We start from the raw sequence: 14,839 nt of genomic DNA, 5'->3' as shown, positions 1-14,839 counted from the left end.
AGATCAGATGGGTGACACTTTCTGTCTGAATGGTCGTCAAATCAGCACCCGATGCAGCCAAATCCCAGGCTTTGGCGTAGGCTGAAAGCTGGTTGGTTCCACTTCACAGGAGATCACGATGCAAAATGAAATGACAGCACAATGCCACTGTGGCGCGGTGGCGTACCGGGTGACGCTGAAGGATGGATTTAATACGGTGCGCCGCTGCAACTGCTCGTTTTGCCGGATGCGCGGCGCGGTGGTGGTATTTGCGACAAAGGTGGAGCTAACACGGGGCGAAGCGCAGCTCACCGAATATCGTTTCAACAGCAAAGAGGTTGGCCACTACTTCTGTTCCGTTTGTGGCATTTACACCTTTCATCAGAGTCGCTCACAGCCCGATCAGTTCGGGGTGAATGTCGCCTGCCTTGAGGGGGTTTCACCGTTTGATTTCACCGATGTCCCGGTCTCCGATGGTATCAATCATCCAAAAGATGGCGGCGCGGGTGGTGTAGCCGGTCATCTTATCTACACCCCCACGCAATCCTGAACGATCGCAGGCTGAATTACTCCCGTGTGGACTTGCCACTGAAGCGGGTAATCGGCTTCTGCTCTTCGCGGTCGATCTGTTGTGAAAAGACTTCAAGCGCCGCGAAGATCGGGCGCAGCCCGCGCCAAAGATCTTCATCATTGAGTAACCGGATAATGCCGCGGATGCCCGGCGCGGCTTTTTCCTGCCGGGCCTCATCGCGTGCCGGTTTAACGGCCATCGCGGCATCGCGAACCGCCAGCAGCAGATGATTAAACCGCTCTGGCGGCACGCTGCCCAGTGTCACCATCAGCAACGAAAGGTTCTGTAAAGCGCTCTGGGTGCCTGGCTGATTAAGGCCCGAAACCAGAATTTTACCCACCTCGCTGTTTGATTTAACCAGATCGTTCGCCAGCCGCAGAAAGCCGTGCTGGTGGAGATTTTCGATTAGCTCATCCATCGCCTCCCTGGCGGTTGGCTCGGTACGAGCAGGCGTGACCTGATATTTCATCCGTTCTGCCATTAGAATTTCTCCGGTTTTTCAACATGTTCAGGCGGTTCCCGATAGCCTGCCTGCTGCCATTTTTGTTCTATCGGCAGGTGATCCAGTGGCGTACGACTGCCATGACGGAAGTTGTGTAGCGGCATCGGATTGGGCTGTGACCGGCGATCGACACGCTTCATATTTACGGCGACCTCTTTATAAGCAGGAGTATTGACATCAGGATCGTGATGCTCACCGGTCAGCGTGTTGACGCCATCTTTGCCATGATGAATCGGCATAAACAGCACATTGCCTGACACGCGCTCAGTGATGACAACGGGCACATCCAGCGATCCGCGCCGCGAGGTAATGCGCACCCACTCTCCTTCGTTCAGCGCGCGCTCGGCGGCCAGTTCCGGCGAGATCTCAACAAAGGCATTGGGCGACAGTGACATCATGCGTCCACCCTGCCCGGTCTGATTCATCGACTGGAAATGTTCAAGCATCCGGCCGTTATTCAGTAGCAGATTATACTGTGAATCCTCCTGCTCGGCGGGCGGCTGCCAGCTCAGCGGATAGAGTCGCGCTTTACCATCGGGGAAGTTAAATCGTTCTGTATAAAGAAGCGGCGTACTTTCGCCAGCGGCGCTGACGGGCCAGAGCTGGGACTGCCAGCCGACCAGTTGCTCATAGCTGACACCCGCGAAAATCTCTGCGATGCCAGCCGCTTCCGCCATAATTGCGCCTGGGTTCGGGTAATACCAGGGGTGACCGAGACGGGCGGCGAGATCGGTAAAAATCTGCCAGTCGGGACGACTATCGCCCAGCGGTTTCATAGCAGGTGAAAAGTGCTGGATCCGCCGCTCAGTGTTCACGAACGTGCCCTCTTTCTCAACGCTGGGCGCACCGGGAAGCACCACATCGGCAAATTCAGCAGTACGTGACATAAAAATGTCCTGTACCACCATAAATTCCAGCTTGCTGAAGGCAGAGTGAACAGAGTTTGAATCTGCATCCGCAAACGCCGTCTCTTCTCCGGTGATATACATGGCGCGGATTTTACCTTCATCGGCCTGCTGCACCATTTTGAAGTTATCTGCGCCGGGCTGATCCGAGAGCGCTTCTGGAGAGACACCCCAGGCGCGCGCCCATTTTTCGCGCGCTGCGGGGTCAGTGACTTTTTCATAACCTGGATAAACATTACTCAGACAGCCAAAGTCGCTGGCGCCCTGCACATTGTTGTGTCCGCGCATTGGAAAACCGCCGGTGCCTGGCCGGCCATAGTTGCCGGTGACCAGCAGCAGATTCGATAGCGCCGTACTGGTGTCAGCGCCATGGCTGTGCTGGGTAATCCCCATCGCCCACAACACACAGGCGCTGCCAGCCTGTCCGATCATTTCCGCGGCTTCAATCAGTTCTGATTCACTCAGCCCACAGATCTCACTGGCAAAGGCCAGCGTAAAGGGAGCGAGTGAGGCGCGGTACTCATCGACCTGGTTGACGCGTTGCGCCAGGAAAGCGTCATCGGCATAACCGTGATCGAACATATATTTCGCCATCGCCGAGGCCCAGACCAGGTCAGTGCCGGGTCGGATGCGCAGATAGCAGTCAGCCCGTTCCGCCATTTCATGGCGGCGCGGATCAACGACCAGCAGTTTCTGACCGCGATGTTTGTGGCTCTGTTTGATATGCGAAGCAATCACCGGATGATTTTCAGCCAGATTGCTGCCGACCAGCACAATCAAATCGGTCTGTTGCAGATCCGCTATCGTCCCGGCATCGCCGCCGTAGCCCACCGTGCGGAACAGTCCTTCTGTCGCTGGGTTCTGACAATAGCGCGAGGAGTTATCGACATTGTTGGTACCGAAGATTAAACGGGCGATTTTCTGAGTGAGATAGGCTTCTTCATTGCTGGCCTTGCTGGAGCCGATAAAGCCAATCGCATCGCCACCATACTTCTGCGCAACGCCCTGTAATCCTTCGGCTACCCGCTGCAAAGCTTCATCCCAGCTGGCGGGCCGGAAACGACCGTTTTCGCGGATGAGCGGAGTCGTCAGGCGCTCCGGGCTGTTAACGAAATCCCAGCCGAATTTACCTTTAACGCAGGTCGAGATGCCGTTGGCCGGGGCTTCGGCAACCGGCTGAACTTTCAGTATATGGCGGTCACGGGTCCAGATTTCAAAGCTGCAGCCCACGCCGCAATAGGTGCAGACGGTTTTGGTGCGTTTGATCTCTGACTGGCGCAGCGCCACATCGATTTTCGAAACGCCGGTAATCGGCTCCATGCCGATGCTGTTTTCCAGCGTTTTAACAAAGTCGATCAGCGGACGCTTCAGCCCCTCATCCATCGCGGTAAAGGGTCCAGCGTCTGGCTGCATGGTTTTTTCCAGCAGCGCATTGCACGGGCAAACAGTGACGCAGTGCCCGCAGCTCACACAGCTGGAACCGGCGATTTCCGTTCCGCCATCCCAGAGCACGCGAGGATATGCCTGGGTGTAGTCAATCGAAAGTGTTTCGTTAACCTCGACATTCTGGCACGCCTCGACACAGCGACCGCATAAGATGCACTGGTCAGGATCGTAGGTGTAAAACGGATTGGAATGATCTTTCGCGTAGGGCTTGGGCTGATGAGGATAGTACTGAATCGGAATGTGCATATCTGCCACGGCATTATGCAGCGTGCAGTCACCGGTATTGTGCTCACAGACGGTACAGTAAAGCTCATGACGGTTGAGCAGCCGATCCATTCCCTCCTGCTGCGCGGCCTTAAGCGCACTGCCTTCACTCTGCACCTCCAGCCCCTCTTCAGTGCGGAGCGTGCAGCCGCGAACCCGCTCGCCATTGGCATCCACCCAGCAGACATCACAACTTTGCAGCGGCGGCAACGCCGGGTGGTAACAGACATGAGGTAGCTTTTTCCCGTGAGCATCCAGAAAATCGATTAGTGGTTGATCAGCTAACCCTTTTAACCGTTCACCATTAAAGAGAATGGTGCAGTAATTTTCACTCATATAAGCCTCATGACGATATTGCGACGAGCTTCCGACTGGAAAATATCCCTCTATTTAAGGGGTTGCCTCACAAGCTTAGTGAGGATTATCAGCCGCGCCATGAATACCGCTACGCTTATTGAGGTTACTTGCTGACAGACAAGGCTTTTTTAAATGTAATGACTTTTTACCGGATAAAAACGGGTCAGGTTTTACCCGGCTGATAGTGAGAAACTGGCACAGAGGCTTCGCGTTGATAAGCTATGGCCGCACAATGGTGAAGTCGGGCGATAATAATCTGTTATACTGTATGTTGTAACTATATAGCCCAATATCTTATTCTGCTTTAAGGCACAGGCCAGGGATCGGCTTGCTTATCAATCCGTCGTTTTGCCCTCAGGCAAATTAATTATCAGGTCCGCCGCAAGTTAACAGACTACTCCCGAATTAATTACGTACCGCCACTAACTTATTCCAGTACATATCATGCTGAAACGATTTAATCTGGATAACGGGTTTATGGATTATTTTAGCTATTAAACGGGACTATTCTCCTGCCCGTTAGTGAGCAAACAATTTATGGCATAGCTATGTCGATTAAATGACAGTTAACAGCATTGATGGCCAGAATAAAGGCACACTCCACCGAGGCTGGCGCTCACATTTTAGTCATACCTATCAGCCATTTATCTTAATTCTAACAAGCTGACAATTATAAGATGATAATGATAACTGTTATGGTAATATCCTGTTAACCCTGCCCGACACTTTCTCATCAGGGCCTCTTTACGCGTCATGCTTAATTAAATTATCAGTAAATACCTGGCTGAAATGAGGTCCCTATGAATCCCATCGTTTATATCGTTGACGACGACGCTGCTGTGACTGCTGCACTGCGTAATCTGCTCACCGCCGACGATTACACGGTTATCTCTTTTTCTTCGGCTGATGATTTCCTGGCTCACACTTTTACTCCCCTTCCCTGTTGCCTGATTCTGGATATTAATCTGCCGGGTGCAGATGGATTTGATGTCGCACAGGCACTGATCGATCGTGGCTACGCCATCCCCACTATCTTCTTAACCGGCTTCGGGACGATTCCGGTCACGGTGCGGGCGATGAAAACCGGAGCTTATGAGTTTCTGACTAAACCTGTCGATCCCGATCGTATTTTGCAGGCTGTCTCAGAAGCCTTACAGATCGCCGGGCAGAATATGGCCTCTTCCGAGGAGCGAAGGGAGATACTTGAGCGACATCAGACCCTGACGCCGCGTGAAAGCGAGGTCATGCTGCTGGCGATTAGCGGCCTGCTGAATAAGCAGATCGCCGCCGAAATGGGCGTCAGTGAGATCACGGCTAAAGTTCACAAGCGGCGGGTGATGGAGAAGATGAAGGCGCGGTCACTCACCGATCTGGTGCGGGCGGCAGAGCGGCTCAATATTGATCATACCCGACGCCGCTAAGGCCAGGCAGACACCTGGCCTCAATACGATTATCCCAGTGGCAGAATGAACCAGAAACGGCTGCCGCCCTCCGCCCGGTTCTCTGCGCCTAACTCACCACAATGCTTCTTGATGATCCCTTTGCTGATGGTTAATCCCATGCCCATGCCACTTTTCTTCGTGGTGTAGAACGACTCAAAAATCCGTTCACGCACGCCATCCGGCAAGCCGCAGCCGCTATCCAGCACCTCAAAACGCAGCGTGTCCGGGGTCGGGTTCTCTGACGTCAGCCGCAAAAGCGCCGCGCGTGGTAAATCGTCGGACATGGCATCGATGGCATTGATCACCAGATTCAGGAGCACCTGCTGAATCTGAACGCGGTCGCAATAGATATCCGCCTTTGCGGCCCTCAGTTTAAGCTCCAGCGAAATTCCGCGTCGCTCCAGCTCCACCCGGGAGAGCGCCAGAATATCGCGAGCGATCAGATGCAGGTTCTCCGAGGCAAAGCTCGATTCATGATTGCGGGTCAGCGCCTGCAGGCCACGAATTATCTCTCCGGCACGTTTTCCCTCTTTGATAATTTCATCCAGACTGCTGCTGGCATTCTCCAGCATCACCGGTTCACGCTTTAACCAGCGCAGGCTGGCACCGGCATTGGCCACGATCGACATCAGTGGCTGGTTAATTTCGTGCGCGATTGAGGCAGTCAGCTGCCCGACTGTGGTGGCGCGCGTTACACGGGCCAGATCCGCCTGGGCTATGCGCGCGGCATCTTCTGCCTGGCGCTGCGAGGTGATATCGGAAATGGTGCCGAAGTACTCTTTCACCTCGGGGAAGTTTTCAACCGGCTCTCCGATGCCTTTGATATAGCGGCATTCGCCATCCGGCCTGAGCACACGGAACTCAGCCTGCATACTGCGTCCCTGACTGACGCTGTGGGTCACAAGTTCGCTGATGCACTCATAATCATCGGGATGAACGCGGGTCAGAAAATCTGCCATCGACAACCCTTTTTGATGGGCTGGCAGGCCTAGAATACGGCCATACTCTTCAGACACCATCATCATGTCCTCTGCCACTTCCCAGTGCCAGGTGCCGGTATGACTGATCTTCTCGCCGAGCATCAGTGAGGTTTTGCTGGCGCGTAGCTGCTTCTCAACCCGTCGCCGATGGTTGTTCTCCTCCAGCAGTTCAGCGTAGAGGCGCGCCGTCTCCAGCGAAACTGCCGCCTGAGCACTCAACGTTTTAACAATGTGGGAGTGCTCAGCCGTGAACGCATCGGGCATCAGGCGATTCTCCAGATAGAGCACCCCAACCATATTGGCCTGCCTGAACATCGGAACACATAACACCGCAGCACCCGAGGCCACCAGGTAAGGATCCTGACTGAACGGACTGAACTCTTCCGGCTTGCCAGTGCGTATCTCCTGACCGGTACGGATCACCGCGGCCAGTACAGATAGCGGCAGGTCAGTTGCGACGGGGCGCTCTTTGACAATCTGCACCCGCACGCCATCAGCCGTGCTTTCTGCCCAGGCCTGCGTTTCCGGAAGCGTACCATCCAGAATCCGGATAAGCCGACAGCGCTGGGCACCGGCCCGTTCCAGCAGGATGCGCATCAGGGTATGAATCAACCGATCAAGGTTTATCTCCTCGGTCAGGGCGCGCACGGCGGTCAGCACACTCTCCAGGTCGTAGAACGAGGCATCCTGCGTAAAGGGAATGGTCGCCACCGCGCTGTTTTGCATCGGCGTGGTCAGATGCGGATAGTGCTGCTCAAGCTGGCGCACCATCGCCAGCGCGCCCCAGCTCTCCCAGCTTCTCATCGACGCCTTAACGTAGGCATCGGCGGCGGTATCTAGCTGTAATGATTTGCAGTAGCGGCCAGCCAGCTGATTCGCCAGCGCATGAATGTGCAGATATCCCCCCTGGCGGGAGAGACAGATCGCATTTTCATACTGCTTCAGCGCCTCGCCCGTGCTGCCCTCAAGACGCGCACACTCTGCCCTGAGCAGGGCATATTTATCAGCAAACAGTCCGGGATTGAGGTCGGCCCAGCCCGTAAATTTGTCCAGATCGCAGCGCAGCGTGTCGCTGTCAGCCGCCCCGGGCTGCAGGCTCAGCGATAGTGCGCTGTAAAAATGCATATCCATCAGGTAGATGTAAGCGGGCACTGCGCTGGTCAGCGGACGAATTTCTGCAAAACAGCGCAACGCCTCCCGGTATTCTGCCGCAAAGAAATGCGCCATTCCCCGATACAACCCCGCCCAGAACAGCACCATCGCTTTTGGGCCAGAGATCACGCCCGGCTCGCTGCCCGCCACCATCGGCAAAGCGCCGTCGCGATCGCCTGCCCTGAACCCGTTGCTGTTCCGCAGTTGCATCACCAGTTGCTTCTGCATGACCAGCACGTTCTCGACATCGGGATAAAAGGTTTTGCGGGTAAAAGCGAGTCCGCGCTCAATGGAGGTCATGACCGACTCCAGGTGATCGCCACGTGTCAGCATGTTCATGATCTGATGGCGCAACGAGAGGCAGGCAAAGGATCGGTCACCGTGCATCACCGCAACGCGAAAACTTTCACGGGCACTCTCCACGGCGACATCCAGCGGCTGCGTCCAGATCCCCAGTTGATCCAGTGGCAGCAGCGTGCGGGCTTTGTAACGGATAAAATCATGCCGCTCCACCAGCTCACGGGCCACCCGGCCGCAGGCATAGCCAAAATGCCAGGCCTGATAGCGTTCGCTGATCAGCACGCTGAACCAGGCGAGACCAAACGCAGAGGCACCGGTCACGCCGTGATCCAGCGTCATCTCCAGCATCCGGCAGACCAGCAACAGATGCAGCTGCGGGCAGTCGTAGGCGGAGACAAAAATGGTACTGGCCATCAGGTTCAGCACCGACTCAGTTTCCTGATCGTTGTTGCGTGGCAGGTGGGAAAAAGCCGCTTGCGGGGAATCGCCGATCCGCGCCCTGATCGCCTGCCAGGCGGCGTCAATCTCCGCGTCGTCAGGATCACGCCTGAGATGCACTCCAAATACCGCCAGCCAGGCGAGCGCAGTTTCCAGCGCCAGATGGTTGTCGGACTGGCGCATATGAATTTCAGCAGAGAGACAGGCTGCCATCGATTTTTCACTGAGCGTGCCTGGCTCACTCAGCAGTCGGGTACAGAGCTTTTGGGCGGTAGTGAGATTTCCATGCAGAAACTCGCACTCCGCCTCATCGATGCCCAGCATAAAGTCATTGCCGGTCACCATCCGCTGGCTGAGTTGCTGCGCGCTGCGAAGATAGCGCAGCGCCGAGAGATAATCTCCGGCACGTTTCGCTCCCTGCGCAGCACGTAAACAGAGGGGATAATAGCGTTCACGATCTGCGACGCTGAGCGGCAGTTCAGCAATCATGCCGATGTGATAAGCCGCACGGAACAGCGTCTCACTGTGATCGGCATTTACCACCGCGGCCGACAGCCATGCCGCCGCCTGTTGATGAAGAGAGTGTTGCTGCCGGAGGTCGAGCAGTAAAAACGCCGCGTTATGCACCCGGTCGTGGGTAAAGGCGTAGTTCCCGCCAGTCAGGGTTATAAAACGGCCGCTGACGGCAGGCTCAAGCTGCTGCAGAATCCGCGATACGGACGTCGCGTTGATATGACTTAACAAAGACAGTTCACCGCTGGCCCCCAGACAGGCCAGCGAACCCAGCAGTTGACGTGTTGCCTCCGGCATCCGCGCCAGCTGATTTAATACCAGCGTCGCCACATTGTCGGTGTACTGACGCGCAATCAGCGCCTGGCTGTCGTAATGCCACTTCAGCGGGTTCTGACGATAGACAATCACCCCATCATCTACCGCCTGACGGAAGAACTCCTGCATCGAGAGCGGATTACCACCGGTTTTCTCAAAGATAATCTGTGCCAGCTCACGATTGCCGCCGGGACGGGTATGCAGCATTCCCGCCAGCCAGCGGGTGATACTCTTAACGCTGAGCGGCTGCGGCGTCAGCGCCACTACCCGCGCCGCTGACGCTCTGAGCCTCAGCAGAAATCCGGCTATCATCGGACAGGGCATCGACTCACCCTCCCGGAAAGCGAGCACCAGCATAAAGGGCAGATGCTCATTACGGGTAATCAGATTTTCCAGCAGTTGCAGCGTGGCATTGTCTGCCCAGTGAACATCATCAATCAGCATCACCAGCGGACGGCCCGGCGTGGCAAAGGCCTGGATAAGCGCAGACGCCATCTGATTAAACTGCTCGCGGGCGTCCGGGGCATGGCGCACCACCGGCTGCACCGTCCGGATATTCAGCAGCTGTTTTAATTCAGGCACCAGTTCAATGGCTAAATCGGTATAGCCACCCAGCAAGCGCAACAGGCGAACCCGCCATTTGCTTAGCTCCAGGGCTGACAATCCCAGCAGATAAAGCGTGACTGTGCGAAACGCTGAGGCGACTGCGGCATAAGGTGCGGCAGGCGAATGTTGATCGGCCTTGCTGGCGGCCAGCAGAATCTGTCGGTGCTGCAGGGTTTTCAGGGCGGAAGCGATAATGGCGGACTTACCCGAGCCGGGCGCACCGCTCAGCATCACCAGGCTCTGCGTGCCGGTACGGTTGACCGCATCCAGCGTCGTCAGCAGCACGCGAGCCTGCGGATGTTGCGTGAAGAGTGTCTCGGGCCGGAAACTGGTGCTGAACCGTTCCTGCAGACCGGGCGTGAACGGCGCAATGGTGTTTTCTGCGGTCAGCGTCGCCTGACAGCGGCGTAAATCAGCCATCAGTCCCTGCACGGTCTGATACCCGTCAGCAGGTGACTTTGCCAGCAGACGCAGCAGAATCACAGAGAGCATCGGCGGCACATCCTCTCTGACCTGTCCGGCTGGCCGGGGTGCGCTGGCGATGTGATGATGAATCCACTCCGCCTCCCCCGCATCCGGTGAGCCAAACGGCAGCTTACCGGTGAGATATTCATACAACACGACACCCAGGCTGTAGAGATCGCTAAGACTGCTGACCGGATGCGGCGTGCGGCCGGTATGTTCAGGTGACATATAGGCCAGCGTACCGCCTGAGACGCGCAGGCTGTTTTTTTCCGCCGACTGCGCCGCCAGCGAGGCGAGACCAAACCCGCCCAGCCGGAACCGGCCATCATCACTGATAAAAAAATGGCCCGGCTTGATATCCCCATGCACGATGCCCTGATGATGCGCCTGGCCGAGCGTGTAGCAAAGCTGCAATGCAACCTGCAGGAAGTCAGCGATTTTATCGGGAGGGGTCGCGAGATTATTCGCCAGGGTGCGAAACGGAAACGTCGGGTAGATCAGCGCATAGCGGTTGAGATAACGGGTGGTGCCCGTCGCGGTGATGGCCCAGCGGGGCGAAAGATAAGCGGCCAGCGCGCGCTCATTTTTCAGCCGCTGCGTCGCCTGAAACGTGACGTCGTCACTCTGTCCGGTGGCGATTATCAGCGACTCACCTGAGTGGCGGCGCGCCAGCATCCAGAGCAGACAGCCATCCTGCGCCAGCGGCGTCAGCGTGTCGAAATCTTCAATCGCGATCCCTGCGTCGTCACTCTCCTGAAAATTAACCGAAAGCATGCTCATCAGCGCAACTTTCCCTGAGATAACTCGCAACGGATCAGTGTCAGCAGCGTATCAACATCAATCGGCTTTCGCAAAAAAGTCACGGCACCTAAGGCAATGGCATACCACAGGGTGGTCTCTTCCAGATCTGCCGAGATAAAAATCACCGGTGGCAGACCTGCCCGCTGTTTCAAAATAGTGAATAGCTCAAAGCCAGACATGCCCTTGAGTCCGACATCGATGATCAGCATGCCCACCTCTGAAAGCGCATCGTCATCGCTCAGCAGCGCCTCACCTGACTCAAATAATCGGGTCGAATAGCCGTCTGAATGCAACAGATTGCTGAGTCCACTGCGGACCGCGCGTTCATCATCAACAATGACAATACGCTGTGACAGCGCCATGCAGTTATCCTCTGAAACGCCTCATCGTACGGCACGCGAGGACTTAAGGGTGGTTATCGCTATCGGGTGGCGGTGTCCCACTGATTTTTGGCACACACTCATGGCGAAACCACTTCAGCGTCACCGGCTGCCGGCGAAACAGACGCGTACCCAGCGGAATCAACTGCTCACCCACCAGCATGCCAAACAGCCCCACTAAAGCAATAACCGGAGGTGCCGGAGAGTTCACGTTGATCAGGGCATAGATTACCCCGGCAAGCAGCCCCACCGTGAGAGAAATAATGTAGGATTTCAACATGTTCAGCTTACCCGCAAAACAGGTGTAACAAACGGCGCATCGGATTGCTGCAGGGTGGTCGCATGCTCTGCGGGCAAGACTGCGTGCACCAGCGCCCCACCCAGCAACATCCCCAGCAACCCCACCAGCGCAATCGCGGGCGGCGCCGGTGAACGTACCTTAAGCAGGCCGTAAAGCAGGCCAATCAATACCCCTGCAGCCAGAGAAAGAAGTAAAGGATTCATAACCGGACTCCTGTTATGCCTGCTGACCGGCAGACGTAAGCCGATCAGCAGGACGCCCCTTAGCGGACCGGTGCGTGAACCGGTGCCAGGGTACGGTGTTCACTTTTCTGACGTGACGGCGCTTTGTGTACCATGGTGTAGGCGTAATCCACCCCAATGCCATAGGCACCTGAATGCTCTTTGGCGATGTTCATCACCGCATCGTAAGTGTCACGGTTGGCCCAGTCACGCTGCCACTCCAGCATTACCTGCTGCCAGGTCACTGGCACCACACCCGCCTGAATCATGCGCTGCATCGCGTAGTCGTGCGCTTCTTTGGTGGTACCACCTGATGCATCCGCCACCATATAGATCTCGTAATCCCCTTCCAGCATTGCGCACAGCGCAAAGCTGTTGTTACACACTTCCGTCCAGAGACCGGACACCACCACTTTTTTCTTGCCGTTCGCGGCCAGCGCATCACGCACTTTCTGGTCATCCCAGGAGTTCATTGAGCTGCGTTCCAGAATGTCCTGACCCGGAAACACATCCAGCAGTTCAGGATAGGTGTGGCCCGAGAAGCTTTCGGTTTCGACGGTGGTAATGATGGCAGGGATATTGAAGACTTTCGCCGCCTTCGCCAGCGCAACGGTGTTGTTTTTCAGCACCTGGCGGTCAATCGACTGCACGCCAAAGGCCATCTGCGGCTGCTGGTCGATGAAAATAATCTGGCTGTTATGTGGAGTGAGGACTTCAAGCTTAGCGTTGGACATGCGTTCACCCATAGAGGTTATGTAACGGAATTTTCGCCAATTGGCGCGGAGCAAAAGGACGGTCAGTGCAGGTTTAACGTCCTGCTGCTGGCTGTCTGGTCGCAGTGTAGGGCGACGGGCGAAGGCAAACTATTATCTCTGCGTATAACTATACGAAGGTATAGGTATCCCTCTGTATAACTAGACGACGCATTAACCCGCTCACCATAATCCGGCTTATTCGTGCCCTGTTATCTGCGGCACTTCCTGTCCCGCACTACGTCGGACAACCCCGTTGAGGAGGATCTATGGTTACGCTGGGTAAAGCAGAACTGATACTGACCCATGGCAAATTTCATACTGTTGACCGCAGCAATCCGGTGGCAGAAGCCGTTGCGATTCGTGATGGAAAATTCGTTGCGGTAGGCACACTGGCAGAGGCGATGGAGTATCACTGCGACGGCACCAAAGTGATCGATCTGAAAGGTCACACCGCCGTGCCGGGCCTGAACGATTCCCACCTGCACCTGATACGTGGTGGTCTGAACTACAACCTTGAGCTGCGCTGGGAAGGAGTTCCGTCGGTTGCCGATGCGCTACGGATGCTGAAAGAGCAGGCGCTGCGCACGCCGTCACCGCAGTGGGTGCGTGTGGTAGGCGGCTGGACCGAGTTCCAGTTTGCCGAGCGACGGATGCCGACGCTGGATGAGATCAACGAGGCTGCCCCCGATACGCCGGTCTTCGTGCTGCATCTTTATGACCGCGCCCTGCTCAACCGTGCAGCGCTGAAAGTCGTCGGCTATACCAAAGAGACACCGAACCCGCCGGGTGGCGAAATCCAGCGCGACAGCAACGGCAATCCCACCGGCCTGCTGATCGCCCGTCCCAATGCCATGATCCTCTACGCCACCCTGGCCAAAGGACCGAAACTGCCGCTGGAACAGCAGATCAACTCGACCCGTCAGTTTATGCGCGAGCTGAATCGACTGGGTCTGACCAGCGCCATTGATGCGGGCGGCGGCTTCCAGAACTATCCCGAAGATTACGAAGTGATCGCTGAACTGCATCAGAAAAAGCAGATGACGCTGCGTATCGCCTACAACCTCTTCACTCAGCGTCCGGGTCATGAACTGGAAGATTTTGAGAAGTGGACAGACATGCTGACGCCAGGTCAGGGCAGCGACTACTTTCGTCACAACGGCGCAGGCGAAATGCTGGTGTTCTCGGCCGCCGACTTCGAAGATTTTCTGGAGCCACGTCCGGACTTAGCGCCTGGCATGGAGGATGAGCTGGAGCGCGTGGTGCGTCATCTGGTGGAACATCGCTGGCCTTTCCGTCTGCATGCAACCTATGACGAGTCGATCAGCCGGATGCTGGATGTCTTTGAGAAGGTCAACCGCGATATCCCGTTTAATGGTCTGCACTGGTTCTTTGACCACGCGGAAACCGTCACTCAGCGCAATATCGATCGTATCAAAGAGCTGGGCGGTGGCATTGCGGTGCAGCATCGCATGGCATTCCAGGGCGAATACTTTGCTGAACGCTACGGTATTGAAGCCACCCGCCATACCCCACCGGTTCAGAAAATGCTGGCAACCGGCGTCCCGGTCGGACTCGGCACCGATGCCACCCGCGTCGCCAGTTATAACCCCTGGACCGCGCTCTACTGGCTGGTTTCCGGTCGCACCGTGGGCGGCATGCAGATGTATGACGTCAATGCCCGCCTTGACCGTGAAACGGCGCTGATGCTCTGGACACAGGGCAGCGCCTGGTTCTCCAGCGAACAAAATAAAAAAGGTCGGATTCAGGTAGGTCTTCTGGCGGATCTGGCCGTGCTCAGTAAAGACTTCTTCAGCGTGCCGGAAGAGGAAATTAAAGGCATTGAGTCAGTACTGACGGTGGTGGATGGCAATATTGTCTATGCCGCCGGATCGTTCAGCGCGGATGCGCCGCCCGCTATTCCGGTTCTGCCTGAGTGGTCGCCAGTGGTGAATGTGCCAGGTCACTATCGCAGCGCCCCGCCGGTTGCGCAGAGCCGTGCGGGTATGATGCCCGTCGTGCACCACTGTAGCGGCCCCTGCGGTGTTCATCGCCACTCGCATGAGATCGCCCGTGGTTCCAGCGTTCCGGTTGCCGAAGATAACGCCTTCTGGGGCGCGCTCGGCTGCAGCTGCTTCGCGTTTTAATC

Annotated in this window: 10 protein-coding genes; 3 read left to right on the top strand and 7 right to left on the bottom strand. The window is 56.3% G+C overall.

Annotated features, from left to right (window positions below; genetic code table 11):
* The first annotated feature begins 118 nt into the window (after positions 1-118).
* Positions 119-529, top strand: coding sequence for a GFA family protein (locus tag EPG66_RS11095; RefSeq protein WP_033769017.1), 411 nt, complete (start codon positions 119-121; stop codon positions 527-529).
* Between the two features lie 16 nt (positions 530-545).
* Here the strand turns inward: EPG66_RS11095 and EPG66_RS11090 are convergent, their stop codons facing one another.
* Positions 546-1,031, bottom strand: a complete 486-nt coding sequence (locus EPG66_RS11090; RefSeq protein WP_115758156.1) for a helical membrane plugin domain-containing protein — start codon at positions 1,029-1,031, stop codon at positions 546-548.
* Positions 1,031-4,003 (bottom strand): formate dehydrogenase subunit alpha, encoded by a 2,973-nt coding sequence (gene fdhF / locus EPG66_RS11085; protein WP_182686819.1) that lies wholly within the window; start codon positions 4,001-4,003, stop codon positions 1,031-1,033. Before fdhF ends, EPG66_RS11090 begins: the two co-directional genes overlap by 1 nt.
* Before the next feature lie 821 nt (positions 4,004-4,824).
* Here fdhF and EPG66_RS11080 point away from each other — a divergent pair.
* On the top strand, positions 4,825-5,445 hold the full coding sequence (locus EPG66_RS11080) for a response regulator transcription factor (RefSeq protein WP_031590647.1): 621 nt from the start codon (positions 4,825-4,827) through the stop codon (positions 5,443-5,445).
* A 29-nt stretch (positions 5,446-5,474) separates the two neighbouring features.
* On the opposite strand, the gene EPG66_RS11075 is transcribed toward EPG66_RS11080, so the two are convergent.
* The 5 genes from EPG66_RS11075 to EPG66_RS11055 are packed head-to-tail and all read right to left on the bottom strand — an operon-like array spanning position 5,475 to position 12,672.
* Positions 5,475-11,015: an AAA family ATPase gene (locus tag EPG66_RS11075; RefSeq protein WP_182686817.1), complete on the bottom strand. Its 5,541-nt coding sequence runs from the start codon at positions 11,013-11,015 to the stop codon at positions 5,475-5,477.
* On the bottom strand, positions 11,015-11,398 hold the full coding sequence (locus tag EPG66_RS11070; protein ID WP_182686816.1) for a response regulator transcription factor: 384 nt from the start codon (positions 11,396-11,398) through the stop codon (positions 11,015-11,017). The genes EPG66_RS11075 and EPG66_RS11070 overlap by 1 nt, the downstream gene beginning before the upstream one ends.
* Before the next feature lie 43 nt (positions 11,399-11,441).
* Positions 11,442-11,696: a XapX domain-containing protein gene (locus tag EPG66_RS11065; protein WP_182686814.1), complete on the bottom strand. Its 255-nt coding sequence runs from the start codon at positions 11,694-11,696 to the stop codon at positions 11,442-11,444.
* 2 nt (positions 11,697-11,698) lie between these two features.
* A complete protein-coding gene (locus EPG66_RS11060; protein WP_182686812.1) occupies positions 11,699-11,920 on the bottom strand; it encodes a DUF1427 family protein in 222 nt (73 codons plus the stop codon).
* A gap of 59 nt (positions 11,921-11,979) precedes the next feature.
* Positions 11,980-12,672 carry a hydrolase gene (locus EPG66_RS11055; protein WP_010247179.1) on the bottom strand — a complete coding sequence of 231 codons (693 nt, stop codon included), beginning with the start codon at positions 12,670-12,672 and terminating at the stop codon, positions 11,980-11,982.
* 287 nt (positions 12,673-12,959) lie between these two features.
* On the opposite strand from EPG66_RS11055, the gene EPG66_RS11050 reads away from it, so the two are divergent.
* Positions 12,960-14,837: an amidohydrolase gene (locus tag EPG66_RS11050; protein ID WP_182686810.1), complete on the top strand. Its 1,878-nt coding sequence runs from the start codon at positions 12,960-12,962 to the stop codon at positions 14,835-14,837.
* The last annotated feature ends 2 nt before the right edge of the window (positions 14,838-14,839 follow it).

Source organism: Pantoea pleuroti, from assembly GCF_014156615.1.
Classification (GTDB): Bacteria; Pseudomonadota; Gammaproteobacteria; order Enterobacterales; family Enterobacteriaceae; genus Pantoea; species Pantoea agglomerans.
The sequence above is the reverse complement of the archived record's forward strand: the minus strand, read 5'-3'. Positions and strand labels throughout refer to the sequence as shown.